This is a genomic window from Marinobacter algicola DG893 (assembly GCF_000170835.1).
In the GTDB taxonomy this organism is placed as follows: Bacteria; Pseudomonadota; Gammaproteobacteria; order Pseudomonadales; family Oleiphilaceae; genus Marinobacter; species Marinobacter algicola.
On the sequence record NZ_ABCP01000039.1, the window covers coordinates 1 to 14,721 of the forward strand.

The 14,721-nt window shown below is 57.1% G+C and carries 11 protein-coding genes; 5 read left to right on the plus strand and 6 right to left on the minus strand.

Features of this window, described 5'->3' with window-relative positions; translation table 11 throughout:
* The first annotated feature begins 97 nt into the window (after nt 1–97).
* Nucleotides 98–1,153 (plus strand): small ribosomal subunit biogenesis GTPase RsgA, encoded by a 1,056-nt coding sequence (rsgA, locus tag MDG893_RS16865; protein ID WP_007155031.1) that lies wholly within the window; start codon nt 98–100, stop codon nt 1,151–1,153.
* Between the two features lie 6 nt (nt 1,154–1,159).
* On the opposite strand, the gene motB is transcribed toward rsgA, so the two are convergent.
* The gene (gene motB / locus MDG893_RS16870; RefSeq protein WP_007155032.1) at nt 1,160–2,119 is read right to left on the minus strand and encodes a flagellar motor protein MotB; all 960 of its coding nucleotides are present in this window, start codon (nt 2,117–2,119) and stop codon (nt 1,160–1,162) included.
* Between the two features lie 29 nt (nt 2,120–2,148).
* On the minus strand, nt 2,149–3,000 hold the full coding sequence (gene motA, locus MDG893_RS16875; RefSeq protein WP_007155033.1) for a flagellar motor stator protein MotA: 852 nt from the start codon (nt 2,998–3,000) through the stop codon (nt 2,149–2,151).
* Between the two features lie 180 nt (nt 3,001–3,180).
* Between motA and asd the strand changes: the two genes are divergently transcribed.
* Nucleotides 3,181–4,059, plus strand: coding sequence for an archaetidylserine decarboxylase (asd, locus tag MDG893_RS16880; protein ID WP_007155034.1), 879 nt, complete (start codon nt 3,181–3,183; stop codon nt 4,057–4,059).
* Here asd and epmA read toward each other — a convergent pair.
* Entirely contained in the window at nt 4,031–5,005 is a 975-nt protein-coding gene (epmA, locus tag MDG893_RS16885; protein WP_040474722.1) for an EF-P lysine aminoacylase EpmA, read from the minus strand. The genes asd and epmA overlap by 29 nt on opposite strands.
* 12 nt (nt 5,006–5,017) lie before the next feature.
* Nucleotides 5,018–5,593, minus strand: coding sequence for an elongation factor P (efp, locus tag MDG893_RS16890; RefSeq protein WP_007155037.1), 576 nt, complete (start codon nt 5,591–5,593; stop codon nt 5,018–5,020).
* 45 nt (nt 5,594–5,638) lie between these two features.
* Here efp and epmB point away from each other — a divergent pair, with 45 nt between their 5' ends.
* From epmB to MDG893_RS16905, 3 genes are all read left to right on the plus strand, one after another.
* Entirely contained in the window at nt 5,639–6,679 is a 1,041-nt protein-coding gene (gene epmB / locus MDG893_RS16895; RefSeq protein WP_040474723.1) for an EF-P beta-lysylation protein EpmB, read from the plus strand.
* A 226-nt stretch (nt 6,680–6,905) separates the two neighbouring features.
* Entirely contained in the window at nt 6,906–8,708 is a 1,803-nt protein-coding gene (locus tag MDG893_RS16900; protein WP_007155039.1) for a hypothetical protein, read from the plus strand.
* Nucleotides 8,709–8,867: 159 nt separating this feature from the next.
* Nucleotides 8,868–10,955 carry an EAL domain-containing response regulator gene (locus tag MDG893_RS16905; RefSeq protein ID WP_007155040.1) on the plus strand — a complete coding sequence of 696 codons (2,088 nt, stop codon included), beginning with the start codon at nt 8,868–8,870 and terminating at the stop codon, nt 10,953–10,955.
* A 39-nt stretch (nt 10,956–10,994) separates the two neighbouring features.
* On the opposite strand, the gene serB is transcribed toward MDG893_RS16905, so the two are convergent.
* Complete coding sequence (gene serB / locus MDG893_RS16910) at nt 10,995–12,218, minus strand: phosphoserine phosphatase SerB (protein ID WP_007155041.1); 1,224 nt, start codon at nt 12,216–12,218, stop codon at nt 10,995–10,997.
* The gene (parC, locus tag MDG893_RS16915; protein WP_007155042.1) at nt 12,211–14,535 is read right to left on the minus strand and encodes a DNA topoisomerase IV subunit A; all 2,325 of its coding nucleotides are present in this window, start codon (nt 14,533–14,535) and stop codon (nt 12,211–12,213) included. The genes serB and parC overlap by 8 nt, the downstream gene beginning before the upstream one ends.
* Nucleotides 14,536–14,721: the final 186 nt, after the last annotated feature.

The following is a 14,721-nucleotide window of genomic DNA, read 5'->3' on the forward strand; positions in this document are numbered from 1 at the left end:
CCCGGCCGTTGCTGCACATAGTCTGCCTATTGTGGATGAATCACGTATGATGTTACAGCAATCACCATTTCCCAGCAGGAATTAACCGACCCACGATATGGCAAAACGTCGACTCAACAAGCAACAGCAGTGGCGCATCAAAAAAATTCAGCAGGAACGGGCTGCACGGGCGGCGAAGAAAGAAGAATCCATCAGTGAAAAGCTGGATGCTGGCGATCTCGGCCCGGAGCAACAGGGACTTGTTATCGCTCACTACGGCCAACAACTCGACGTGGAAGCCCTGGAGGGGGAAGACACTGGCAAGGTGCTGCGCTGCTTCGTGAGAGCGAACATCGACAGCCTGGTCACGGGCGACAAGGTGATCTGGCGCCCAGGCAGCGACAATACCGGCGTCATCGTGGCGCGATGCGACCGCCACACCCTGCTACAGCGGCCCGACAATTTCGGCGCACTCAAACCCGTCGCCGCCAATATCGATTACATCATCCTCGTGATCGCGCCCGAGCCCGAGCCCCATGACAACCTGATTGACCGCTACCTGGTGGCGGCAGAGAGCACGGATATTCCGGTCATCATCCTGCTTAACAAGACCGATCTGGTAACCGACCAGAATCGCGACGCGATCGACCGTCTGCTGGCTCGTTACGAAAAGCTCGGATATCGAATAGAACGCACCTCCGCCAAAACCCTCGAAGGCGAGCAGGCGGTCAGGGTGGAAGACCTGGTAAAAGGACAGACCAGCGTATTCGTAGGTCAATCGGGAGTTGGCAAGTCGTCCATCATCCAGACGTTATTGCCGGAAGCGTCAATCCGGGTAGGCGCAGTCTCGGAAAGCACAGGAAAAGGGGTTCACACCACCACGACCGCCAAGCTTTTCCACCTCAACTGCGGAGGTGATCTCATCGATTCACCCGGTATCCGGGAGTTCGGGCTGTGGCACATGACTCCACAAGAGATCGAATACGGCTTCCGTGAGATACGCGACCTGATCGGTCACTGCAAGTTCCGCAACTGTAGCCATATGGGGGACCCCGGCTGCGCCATTGCGCAGGCTGCCGAGGATGGCCGAATCAGCACGGAGCGACTAAAAAGCTTCAACCGGATTTTGCAGGACATGGCAGAACAGCAGTCACGGGGACTGAAAGCCGACTGAACCGGCTTACCAATTCAACTCCCCGGGCTTGGGTTCCTCTTTTTCTTTCGCCCAACTACCTTCCTCCAGCCGTTTCATCGCTTCCTGCTGCTCTTCTTCGGAAGGCGCAGTCAGGTCGATAAGGGGCACATCCGACCGGCCGGCGTTGCTTTGTATGCCTTGTGCGGTTTTCTTGTTCATAACAATGATTGAGATACGGCGATTGACCGGCGCCTGCGGGTCATCCTGGTCAAACAGCACCGAATCGCTCAATCCGACCACACGACCGATCTGATTCTGCCTCACACCTCCGGCGACCAGAGCCCTGCGAGCCGTATTGGCCCTATCCGCCGACAACTCCCAGTTGGTATAGCCGGGGCGACCGCTAAACGGTGTGGAATCAGTATGGCCGGTAATACTCAGCTTGTTGTTGACGGTACCGAGCGTCTTGGCAAGCTCAAACAGAATGTCTTGGGAATAATACTTGAGTTCGGCCCGGCCACTGTCGAACATCGGGCGTTGAGAGCGGTCCACAATCTGGATACGTAACCCTTCACTGGTAATATCAATCAGCAACTGGTCTTTGAATTCCTGAAGGGTTTCGTTCTGCTCGATTCTCTCCTTGAGATCCTGGAACAACTCTTCCATCTGCTGCTGTTCCAGAGTCTGCGCCAACTCCTCAACGACCTGATCCTCGATCTGGATATCACTGCGCTCAATGTCTTCACTGCTTTCGTTGATTACCGAAGCGCTGCCCTCCAGATCCACCGGGTTGGGAGACCCACCCTCAGTAAACCCGACCGGGTCTTTGAAGTACCCTTCCACAGCGCGAATCTGTTCAGGAGACGCCGTCGCCGTCAGCCAGAGCACGAGAAAAAACGCCATCATGGCGGTCGCAAAGTCGGCGAAAGCCACTTTCCAGGACCCGCCGTGGTGCCCAGCCGCAACCTTCTTTTTTCTCTTTACAATAATTGGCTGTTCTTCCAAGAAACTGCTCCTGACGGCTCTTGCTCAGCCTATTTTGAACGCACGTGATCGTTGAGTTCCTGGAACCCTGGCCGCTTGTCAGACGGCAGAGCCTTGCGACCGAATTCGATAGCCATCTGCGGCGCCTGGCCCGACACGGTGGCAACGATCGCGGATTTGGCGCACTCGTAGGCCTTGATCTCGTACTTGGCGGTGTGTTCCATGGCAATGGAGGTGGGGCCAACGAAACCATACCCCATCCATATACCGAGGAACGTTCCCACCAGGGCCGCCGCCACGCTGAGACCAATTCTTTCAGGCCCCTCACTCAGGAAGTTCATGGTGATAACAATACCGAGCACCGCCGCAACGATACCCAGGCCCGGCAGGGCGTCCGCTATCTTGTTAACAGCGTGAGCAGGCTCTTCAAGTTCGTGCTGACGACTCTCGATCTCATTTTCCATCATGCCTTCTAGCTCGTGGGTTGCCATATTTCCAGAGCTGATAATTCTGAGGTAGTCGGTGATGAAGGCCAGCAGGTACTTCGACTTGATAATGGCGGGATAACGGCTGAAGATCTGACTTGACTCCGGATTATCGATGTCTTCCTCGATGGCCATCACACCCTGCTTTCTGGACTTGTCGAAAATCTCGTACATCAGGCTGAGCAAATCCATGTAAAAGGACTTGTTGTAGGGAGACCCCGTCAATTGGTTGAGGACGCCCTTCGCCACTTCCTTGATGGTGTGCAGGGGATTGGCAATGATGAATGATCCCACCGCGGCGCCGCCGATAATGAGTATTTCCGTGGGCTGCCATAACACCAGAAGATTACCACCATGGAGAACATAGCCCCCGAGGACGCTGGCAATGACAATGACTGCACCAATTATGAGTAGCATGGATTGAGAACACACCTTCTGTGATTTCTGTCAGGCTAGGCGCCTGAAGCGGAGCCACCTGGCCGGCCTGCACAGATAATAGCAAGCAGCGGACCGAACCGCGAAGATATGAAACAATTTCTATACATACCCCGCGATTTGTTAAACTTCGCGCCTCTGAGCGCCAAGGACCACTATCCAATGTTCGACAAGCTGTTTGTAATGAGCCAGTACATAACGCCGCAACTTTTGGTTTCACGCCTTGCGGGCCGACTTGCGGACAATGAAAGCATGCCTGGACTCAAGGATCGTGTGGTGAAGTGGTTCATCGGCCGCTATGGCGTCAATATGAACGAAGCGCTGGAACCGGAGCCGGCGGCCTATCCAAGCTTCAACGCCTTTTTCACCCGCGCCCTGAAACCCGGCCTGCGGCCCGTGGATGAACGCGAAAGCGCCCTTGTCAGCCCCGTTGACGGCGCCATCAGCCAACTGGGTCAAGTCAGCAATGATCGGATTTTTCAGGCCAAGGGCCAGTCCTTCAGCCTCAACGAACTGCTCGGGGGCGATGAGGCCAGGGCGGCAAGCTTTGCCGATGGCGAATTTGCCACCATCTACCTCTCCCCCAAGGACTATCACCGCATTCATATGCCGCTGGCGGGCACGCTCCGGGAAATGGTGTACGTTCCCGGCAAGCTGTTTTCCGTTAACCCAACCACCGCTGAGAACGTGCCCAACCTGTTCGCACGGAACGAGCGGGTCGCCTGTATATTTGATACCCCCGCAGGCCCAATGGCCCTGGTGCTGGTCGGCGCGATGATCGTAGGCAGTGTCGAGACGACCTGGGCTGGCGTCGTCGCCCCCGGCGGAGGTGAGGTGTCCGAGAGCCGCTATGACAGCCTCAAAACGCCCATCCAGTTTGAAAAAGGCGAGGAAATGGGACGGTTCCGCCTGGGCTCAACAGTGATCATGGTTATGCCCAAGGGCGCCGTGAATTGGAACGCAAGTCAGGTAGCGGGCGGTACGGTGCGCATGGGTGAAGCTTTCGGCGACATCAACACCGGTCAGCCGGAAACGCAATAACGCCGGCCAACTCATCAAGCCCTAACTTCAGCATCAACAGGCGGTCAAGGCCTAACGCCACTCCGGAACAATCGGGCACTCCCGAATCCAGCGCAGCCATGAACGCTTGATCGATCGGCATCTCGAGCTTTCCCACTCTGCGACGAGCCTGGTTGTCCGCCTCAAACCGACGCCTCTGCTCGTCAGGATCGGTCAGTTCCCAGTAGCCGTTGCACAGTTCCACACCGCCCACGTAGAGCTCGAAACGATGGGCCTGACGCACCCCGGACTGTTCCGACACACGGGCCAGTGCTGCCTGGGACTCCGGATATCCGGTCACAAATACCGGCCCTACGTCCGCCAGTGCTGGCTCCACCTGATAGCTCATCAGCAGATCCAGATAATCGTCGCGAGAGAACCCATCCAACTGGGACGACTCCATCCACTGTTCGCAACGCTCTGACAACTCATCCTTGCCCGCCAAAAACGGATCAATACCCGCGAACCGGAGAAACGCGTCACGATAATCCATGGTGCGTGGCGGTTCACAACCCAGCCAGCCACATACCAACTCGGACACCTCTTCCATCAGATCGACGTCCGTAAACCCGGGCCGGTACCATTCAAGCAGGGAGAACTCAGGATTGTGGCGTCGCCCGAACTCACCGTCGCGAAACACCCGGGCGATCTGATAAATCGGGCCGGAGCCAGCTGCCAGCATCCGTTTCATGTGATATTCCGGCGACGTCTGTAACCACCCGCCCGCTGGATGGGCTCCGATCGAGGCGGGGTTCGCGGAGACACTGTCGATATTGATATCAGTCACACCGTGCCGGCCAAGCACGGGCGTCTCAACTTCCATTACATTACGTTGCGCAAAAAAACCGCGCACCCAGGCAAGCTGTTGTGCGCGGCTTTTAAGGACTGCCTGTGAAGTCGAAGGCCGCCACTGAAGGGAGTCAATCACAGGGGGCTCCAATCAGCTGTTTTTAACCCGATTGACGTATTCACCGGACCGGGTGTCCACCTTCAGCACTTCACCAATGGTAATAAACAGCGGCACGTTGACAACGGCACCTGTGGAAAGGGTCGCCGGCTTGGTGCCACCCTGGGCGGTGTCGCCTTTCATACCCGGATCCGTGTCCACCACTTCCAACTCGACAAAGTTGGGCGGGGAGACGGTCAGGGGCGCGCCGTTATAGAGCGTCACCGTGTAGACATCCTGCTCTTTCAGCCATTTAAGGGCATCACCAACCGCCTTGGCATCCGCCGGGAATTGCTCGAAAGACCCATCGGTTTTCATGAAGTGCCAGAATTCGCCATCGGTGTACAGGTACTCCATTTCCTGATCGATCACGTCAGCAGCTTCCAGGCTCTCTCCAGACTTGAAAGTGCGCTCCCATTGACGGTTGGTCATCAGGTTACGCAGTTTTACCCGGTTGAATGCCTGCCCTTTACCGGGCTTTACGAATTCGTTCTCGAGAATGATGCAGGGGTCGCCATCCAGCAAAACCTTAAGACCGCCACGGAATTCGTTGGTAGAATATGAAGCCATGAAATTATCACCTGAAACGATGCTTTTGGAAATTCGAAGCTGGCTATGATACAGCGAACCGCCACCCGTATAGAAGCCCGCCCCGTCGATCACGCTGATCACAGTTGGCAGCAACTGCTCTCAGAGTCCGTCACGACACCAGAAGCCCTGCTGCGCCGGCTCAACCTCGACTCGGCGACTTGGTTCCACGGCGCCGATGAAGGCCACCGATTGTTCCCCATAAGGGTGCCCGAACCCTATCTGAGTCGAATTAAAAGGGGCGATCCCGACGATCCCCTGCTACGTCAGGTGCTGCCTTTATCATCCGAAGCAGTCACCCATCCCGGATTCGTCTCCGACCCACTTCAGGAAGCTGGCTCCATGCCAGCGACCGGGTTGATTCGCAAGTACGATAGCCGCGCCCTGTTGATGGTGACCGGGCAATGCGCTATCAACTGTCGATACTGCTTCCGCCGCCACTTTCCCTACGAGGACCATCGACTGTCTCCGGAGGACCGGACACAGGCCATCAAGACACTTTCCGAGGACACTCGCTTAAACGAAGTGATTTTCAGCGGGGGTGATCCGCTGGTGGCTAACGATCGGCTGCTGTCGGCCTGGGCCGAGGCATTGGCAGCCATCCCACACATCCGCAGGCTGAGAGTCCATACCCGACTGCCCGTTGTCATACCCCAAAGAGTGACTGATTCTCTGATCAAATGGCTCTCTGGCTCCCGCCTGCAGGCTGTCGTCGTTATTCACGTCAATCATCCCGCCGAACTGGATGCCGACACGCAACGGGCCCTCGAACGCCTGAAAGCCGCAGGCATCACATTGCTGAACCAAAGCGTGGTATTGAAAGGAGTGAATGACAACGCCAGAGTGCTGGCGGAACTCAGCGAGCGACTGTTCGAGTGTGGCGTACTGCCTTATTACCTCCATGCCTTCGATCCAGTCGCCGGCGCTCACCACTTCGAAGTCAGTGACAACAAGGCCAGGGACCTGGTACGGCAGCTGATTACATTACTACCAGGTTTTTTGGTACCCAGGCTTGTCAGGGAGATTCCCGGCCAGTCCGGAAAAACACCATTGGACCTGTTTGCGTGACCCGTTTGGCAATGTTGGCCCAAATTTACTTGTTAAACATTGTCAACTCGTGCTTTTCTCGCTTTTTGTTGTGCGTTTGCTATTTTACAGTGCAGAAAGCGATAACAATAAAAACCGATATTCGCGGCGTTTTCCGATTAAAACACGCAGGCGTCACCAAGATACGCTTGCAGTTAGTGGTACAACCCGGAGTACCTACCGTGGTCCAGACAAATGGCGTGAAAGCATGGAAGGCATGATTCTGAAGCCCGATCTCCGCGTTCCTGAACAGAAGACGGCAAGTCTCTCTTTTTGCCAGACTTCCCCCAAAGCCTTCAGGGACTGGGTGAACCAGTTACCAATGGCGAATATTGGTGAGGCTTCCCGGCAGCTCTATCACGCCATCATTGAACTCAACCATCTGTTCATCGCGCCACAGCAACGGCTGCAACTGCTGGAGCTGATTCGCCCGAAAATACATTTCGTCTGTTCAGAACTGTCCCGGCACTACCTTGGCCTGGCGGTCGCGCTACCGGAAAAACAGCGAAAGATTGCCAACCTGTCCCAAGCCCTCCAGCTCCATGCCGCCAGCGGTTACAAACTGTGCGTACTTGAGTTCCTGGACAACGGTGGCCTGGACAAGAATCGTAAAGCAGTCTCGACGGCCGTTCACCGCGCCATCTCGGAACTGGCGGCCACCATCGTGCGTGCCCATCAACTCTACTGCCCCAGCCCTGCTCAAAGTTGGCTGGAATGTCATCGACTTTTCCGATTCGCCCATCGCAACAAAATCCACGGGCTATCCGTCGACGACGATACACTAACCCATCGCCGCGGAAGCTCCGTGGAAGACAGCTACAAACGCATTCTGCTGCTAGGCTGCGCCCGCCCCAACCAACTCCGGCAAGGCGAACTGGCACAAGTTTACGAGCTGTTTGAAAACTGGACCCACCTGGTTTCCTGCGGACCGGAAACCGACAACGACAGTCTGTTCGTGGTAAACATGGAGCGAGACACCTCACCGGTCTACCGCAGCCTGCTGGAACAAAAGCCAGGCAACGACTGCTACAACTTCGACACCCGAGACTTATCAGAACAAATCACGGACGCCCTGCACGCCCGCAACAAACGGGATGGCGGGGCCAGCGAACTTGAGCTTCCCTCCCGCATTGGCGATACGCTGCTGACTCACCTGAGCCAGGCGCTGGGCATCCTTGCCAAGCGCAACTTCAATCGCATTGCCAGCCAGGGCACGCTTGAAATATGCGTAGGCCTGACAGCAACCCATTACTACGTGGCCGGTGCAAAAACGTTCAACGAGTTTGTCAGCGGTAACGACGACAAAACTGGCGGCGACAACATGTTCCTGCGCTCGTCCCGCCAGAAACAGGACGCCTGGGCCGGCGCTCATGACGCCGGGCCCAACGACGAGCCGCTGCAGTCGGCGGATACGCCAATCAACTTCCGCAACAGTATTGGCGCCACACCAGACAGTGAAAGTGATCGAAGAAAACCCAAGCGTCACCACGCGCTTCTGGTGAACACCAGCCCCGGCGGATACTGCGCCGCATGGGAGACCAACGTGCCCTCCTCCCTTCAGGCGGGTGAGATCCTCGGCGTCCGTGAGCAATCAAGCCACCCCTGGAGCGTGGCGGTTGTGCGCTGGATAAGACAGGTTCGCAACCAGGGCACCCAGGTTGGCATTGAGCTGTTGGCCCCCAGTGCGGCGCCATGCGGCGTGAGACTGATCCAGAAAATTGGCAACAGCAGCGAGTACCTGCGGGGCCTCCTGCTACCGGAAATCAGCGTGGTCAACCAGGCCGCGACACTCATCACACCGCGACTTCCGTTCCAGTCCGGCAGCCGGATTTCATTGCTTCATGACGGTCGGGAAGATCAGGGCACCCTGTCCCGCAAGATTTCAGCAACCGGCAGCGTCAGTCAGTTTGAACTCAAGCTTCAGAACGCGGGTGTAACGACGGCCGGCGGTAATCCGCCGGAGGCCGGCACCAGTGAAGACGAGTTCGACTCGCTATGGCCCTCGCTATAGTGCACCGTTACTGTGACCGGACGCTTATGAACCCGCCCGAAGGGTTGTTATTAACCGGTAACCCCTGCATCATTCAGCGTTAGTGAAAGCCGGCCCCGTGCTCTGAGTTATACAATAGGTGTCGGCACAGCCAACGTGTATCACGAGACATCTGACGAAATGCAGAAAAAGAACGCAACCGTACACCTGCTCATCCTTGATCCGTCTCAGAACGACGCCGAGACCCTGGTCAGCCTGCTCCGAAACTCGGGCAAAGCCACGCGAGCCCATCGCATCACGTCCGAGGAAGACCTTGAAGAAACCCTGAAAACGGGCAACTGGGACCTGCTGTTGGCTCGCGACGATGTTGAACAGGAGTTCGGCGCGGATGGCGCCCTGGCGATGATTCGGCGCATGGACAAGGACATCCCGTTCATTCTCCTGACCCGCGAGTTCAATCGCGAGCGCACAGTCTCCGTTATGAAAGCCGGTGGACAGGACACGGTTCCGTTCGAGAATACGGATCAGCTGGTGCTGGTGGTTAACCGGGAACTGGGCGCCCTGGAGGATCGCCGGCGGCGCAGGATTCTCGAATCCCACCTCCGGGAAGCTGAACAGCGCTGCCAGCTACTGCTGGAAAGTTCCAAAGATGCCATTGCCTACATTAACGATGGTATGCACATCTACGCCAACCAATCGTACATGGAGTTCCTGGGCTACGACGACATCGACGACCTGATCTGCATCCCGGTGCTCGACACCCTGACGCCGGAAAGCCAGGAAAAGTACAAGGAATTCATGAAATCCTTCGCTGATAGTGGCGAGGATGGCATGACCATGAACTGCGTCGCCCGCCGCAGTGACGACCAGGAACTCAGCGTCACCATGTCGGTCTCCGCTGCGACGTACGATGGCGAAACCTGCACCCAGATTGTGATTCAGCCAGAGCACAGTGACGCGGAGCTGGAAGAGAAGATTCGTCAGATCAGCAGCCAGGACCTGCTAACCGGCCTGTTCAACCGTCAATACCTGATGGATGCCCTTGGCCAAACGATTGCGACGGCCGGCAAGGACAACAAGACTGGTGCTCTGGCCTACATCGCCCTGGACAATTTCATGGCCCTGAAAGGTCAGGTGGGCATTGCCGGCGCCGACCTGATGCTTGGCGACCTGGCCACCCTGCTGAAGGAGCAGGCGCCGGAGGATATGGTCCTCGCCCGCCTCAGCGACGACGCCTTCTGCCTGCTTTGCCAGCCGTGCGAAGAGAAGGTTATGGCGGAGCGATGTGAAGCCATTTGCAAGAAGGTCGAAGACCATCTGTTCGATATCAACGGTCGCACGGTACAACTGACCCTCAGCATCGGCGTTGCCGCGATTACGGAAAACGCACCCAAGGCACCGGACCTGATGGGCCGGGCCCACACCGCCTCATCGGAACTGAAGAAAAAGCCGGGCCATGAACAGGGCAACGGCGTTCTGGTGTACAACCCGGCGGATTACGAGGCCATGGATGAAAGCAACTCGGTCGATGCCATCCAGAAAGCCCTGGATGACAACCGCTTCAAGCTGCTTTTCCAGCCCATTATCAATCTACGCGGCGAGGGTGAAGAACACTACGAGGCCTTCGTCAGGATGCTGAACAAGGACAACGAGGAAGTCTCACCGTACGACTTCCTGCCGCCCGTCGGCCCCTCTGAGATGGCCATCAAGATTGACCGCTGGGTGATCCTGCAAACCATCAAGCAGCTTTCCAGCCATCGATCACGCGGGCACGATACCCGCCTGTTCCTGAACATAACGGCAGAGACACTGGAAGACAAAACCTTTACCCCCTGGCTGAGTGTCGCTCTGAAGGCGGCTCGCCTGCCGGGCGACTCACTGATCTTCCAGATCCGTGAAGGTGATGCCAACAACTACATGAAACAGGCCAAGGATTTTGCCAAAGCGGTTCACGAACTGCATTGCAAGGTCTCGATCTGCCAGTTCGGGTGCGCCCTGAATCCGTTCAATACGCTGAAGCATATCGACGTGGACTACGTGAAGATCGACGGTTCGTTCACCGAAGAGCTGCAGAAAAAAGACGACGCCAAGGAAGAGGTCAAGGAAATGGTCAAGAGCCTGCAGAGTGCCGGCAAGCTGACCATCGTACCTCTGGTAGAAAACGCAGGTGTGCTGGCAACCCTGTGGCAGGCCGGTGTGAACTACATCCAGGGTTATTACCTGCAGGCACCGGTTCCGGAAATGAACTACGACTTCGGCGACCACTGAAGAATCGCACGGCATGGTCGGCCCATGCCGTGCACCACACTACCTTTCCCGGGCCTGCAGACTGTCGCTTTCCCTGAACCCAATCAGGTACAGGATTGCATCCAGCCCCAGAGTCGAAATCGAATGGCGCGCGGACTCCTTGACCAATGGCTTGGCCCGGAAGGCTACTCCAAGTCCTGCCTGGCTCAGCATGGGCAGATCATTGGCACCGTCACCCACCGCAATCACCTGCTCCCGCGAAATATGCTCGCGTTCAGCGATTTCCTGAAGCAATTCCGCCTTGCGTTTGCCATCAACAATCTGGCCCGACACCTTGCCCGTCACCTTGCCGTTCTCAATTTCCAGCTCGTTGGCGTAGACGTAGTCAATCCCGAGCTTTTTCTGCAGATGACGGGCAAAATAGGTGAAGCCACCGGACAGTATCGCCGTTCGATAGCCCAGGGATTTCAGGCTGAGTATCAGGTGTTCCGCGCCTTCGGTCAGGTTCAGGCGGGCGGCGATGCCCTCGAGCACTGATTCATCCAGCCCCTTGAGCAACGCCAGGCGCTCCGCAAAGCTCTGCCCGAAATCCAGTTCGCCCTGCATGGCTCGCTCGGTAATCTCCGCCACCTGTGCGCCAACGCCCGCTTCCAATGCCAATTCGTCGATTACTTCGGCGTCGATCAGGGTGGAATCCATATCGAACACCACCAGACGTCGGTTACGGCGGAAGATGGAGTCTTCCTGGAAAGCGATATCCACGTTCATCTCACCGGCGATATGCAGGAAATCGGAACGCAGCTGCTCCAGATCAGATGGTGTGCCACGGACAGAGAATTCCACGCAGGCAATGCGGTTTTCGGAGGAGTTCAGCGACGGCCGGGCAGAAAGCCGGCTGATGTTATCGATGTTCAGGCCATGGCGCGCGGTAATGGCGGATACCCGCGCAATCTGCTCGGCCTTGATATCCCGCGACAGCAGCGTGACGATGTAGCAGGCACGGTTACGCCCCTCCGCCCACTGCTGATACTCCTCGATCGTAATTGGCGCAAACCGCACTTGCAGATCCAGCGCATGCAGCCGGAACAGCAGGTCGCGTATTACCGGCGAGGATTTAGACTCATCGGGAATCTCAATCAGGATACCCCAGGTCAGGTGGTCGTGGATCACCGCCTGGCCGATATCCAGAATACGCACATCGTACTGCCCCATGATGCCGGTTATCTCCGACGTCAGGCCTGGCTTGTCGCGCCCCGAAACGTTGATCAGAACCAGCTCACTCACTGTCAGGCTGCTCCTCTGCATTGGCAACGGTGTCTGCATCGGAAACGCCTGCAGCATTGCTGGCTGACTGAATCACATCTATGGCGTCCACTCTCTGAAGTCCGCGAGGCAGTTTGTGGCCACGGCGGCCACGCTCACCCAGGTAGTGTTCCAGGTCGCTGAACTGAAGCCCCATCTTGCGCTTGCCGGCACGAATCTCCAGTTGATCGTCCTCTGCGAAAACGGCGACAGCAACCACATACTCTTCCCGGTTCTGCACCCGCGCCGAGGGAATGCTGATAATCTTGTTGCCCTTGCCTTTTGCGAGCTCTGGCAGCTCGCTCAGCGGGAACACCAGCATCCGGCCTTCATTGGAAATGGCACCAAGATACAGTGGCTTGTCCGAGTTGGGCACCACCACGGGTGACATGATTTTCGCCCCTTTCGGTACCGACACCACGGCCTTGCCGTTGCGGTTTTTGCTGATCATGTCATCGAGCGAGGTCACAAACCCGTAGCCGCCATCGGTGACCAACAACACCCTCCGCGCCGGGTCGCCCATCAGCAGTCCGGAGAAAGTTGCACCCGACGGTGGATTGATGCGGCCGCTCAGGGGCTCGCCCTGCCCCCGTGCCGACGGAAATGTGTGGGCAACCAGGGAGTAGGCGCGCCCGGTGGAATCCAGGAATACCGCCTGCTGATTGTTACGCCCCTTCGCGGCCATGGCAAACGCATCGCCTGCTTTATAGCTAAGGCCCTCGGGCTCAATATCATGGCCCTTGGCCGCTCTCACCCAACCTTTCTCCGACAGAACAACCGTCACCGGATCGTTGGAAACCAGTTCGGTTTCGCTGAAGGCCTTGGCTTCCCGGCGTTCGACAATCGGTGAACGACGATCATCGCCATAGGTTTCTGCATCCGCCAGCAATTCATCCTTGATCAGCTCGCGCAGGCGGTCCTCGGAGCCGAGAATCGACTGCAGCTCATCCCGCTCAGCCGACAGCTCGTCCTGTTCGCCACGGATCTTCATTTCCTCAAGCTTGGCCAGGTGGCGCAACTTCAACTCAAGAATGGCTTCAGCCTGCTCCCCAGACAGTCCAAAGCGCGACATCAATTCAGCCTTGGGTTTATCTTCGTAGCGGATAATCGCGATAACTTCGTCGATGTTCAGATAGGCCACCAACAGGCCTTCAAGAATATGCAGGCGCGCCAGGACCTTATCCAGCCTGTGTTGCAGGCGCCGGGTGACAGTGGTGCGACGGAAGCTGAGCCACTCCGTCAGCATTTCGCGCAGGCCCTTCACGCCCGGGCGGCCGTCATTGCCGATGACGTTGATATTCACCCGATAGGTCTTTTCCAGATCAGTGCTGGCAAAGAGGTGGGCCATCAGCCCTTCCTGATCCACACGATTGGAGCGCGGAACAATCACCAGACGGGTCGGGTTTTCGTGGTCGGATTCGTCGCGCAGATCCGCGACCATCGGCAACTTCTTGGTCTGCATCTGCTGGGCGATCTGCTCCAGCACCCGGTTCCCGGAAACCTGATGAGGCAGATCCGTCACCACGATTTCTCCGCTCTCATTGATCCAGCGCGCACGCATTCTCAGCGAACCCCGACCGGTCTCGTACATCTGACGGATGTCCTTGCGAGGCGTAATAATCTCCGCGTACGTGGGAAAGTCCGGCCCCTGGACATGCTCACACAGGTCATCGGTGGTGGCCTCCGGCTGGTCGAGCAGCCTCACACAGGCAGCTGCCACCTCCCGGACATTATGGGGCGGGATGTCGGTTGCCATACCCACGGCAATACCGGTGGTGCCGTTCAAAAGTACGTGAGGCAGCCTCGCGGGCAACACCGAAGGCTCGTCCATGGTGCCATCAAAGTTTGGCACCCAGTCCACAGTGCCTTGCCCGAGCTCACTGAGAAGGACATCCGCGAATTTCGCGAGTCGGGATTCGGTATAACGCATGGCCGCGAACGATTTAGGGTCATCAGGCGCGCCCCAGTTGCCCTGGCCATCAACCAGTGGGTAACGATAGGAAAACGGCTGGGCCATCAATACCATGGCTTCGTAACACGCACTGTCGCCGTGGGGGTGAAATTTACCCAGGACATCGCCCACCGTACGGGCGGACTTCTTGTATTTTGAGGTAGATTTCAGACCAAGCTCGGACATGGCGTAGATAATGCGCCGCTGCACCGGCTTCAATCCGTCTCCGACATTGGGCAACGCCCTGTCCAGGATGACGTACATGGAGTAGTCGAGGTAGGCCTTTTCGGTATAGTCCCTCAGTGAGACCCGCTCAAAGCCTTCATCCGTGGTCTGAAACTCTGGCATGGATGCCCCTTTATTATTGCCTGATATGAATTCCGCTGGTTATTCCGGCCAACGGCCGGGACTGCACATTATATGGAGGCGGGAACAGATACACCAACACCCCATCAAATTTCCAATAGCGGAATTCCCGCATGGAGAGAGTGTAACCCTCACCGTATGCTCGCCATCAGTAAACGATGATCAGTT

Excerpts from the sequence above, each read along its gene's own strand:
- rsgA (WP_007155031.1), top strand. The coding sequence starts at position 98 with ATGGCAAAACGTCGACTCAACAAGCAACAGCAGTGGCGCATCAAAAAA.
- motA (WP_007155033.1), bottom strand. The coding sequence starts at position 3,000 with ATGCTACTCATAATTGGTGCAGTCATTGTCATTGCCAGCGTCCTCGGG.
- asd (WP_007155034.1), top strand. The coding sequence starts at position 3,181 with ATGTTCGACAAGCTGTTTGTAATGAGCCAGTACATAACGCCGCAACTT.
- efp (WP_007155037.1), bottom strand. The coding sequence starts at position 5,593 with ATGGCTTCATATTCTACCAACGAATTCCGTGGCGGTCTTAAGGTTTTG.
- epmB (WP_040474723.1), top strand. The coding sequence starts at position 5,639 with ATGATACAGCGAACCGCCACCCGTATAGAAGCCCGCCCCGTCGATCAC.
- MDG893_RS16900 (WP_007155039.1), top strand. The coding sequence starts at position 6,906 with ATGGAAGGCATGATTCTGAAGCCCGATCTCCGCGTTCCTGAACAGAAG.
- MDG893_RS16905 (WP_007155040.1), top strand. The coding sequence starts at position 8,868 with ATGCAGAAAAAGAACGCAACCGTACACCTGCTCATCCTTGATCCGTCT.
- parC (WP_007155042.1), bottom strand. The coding sequence starts at position 14,535 with ATGCCAGAGTTTCAGACCACGGATGAAGGCTTTGAGCGGGTCTCACTG.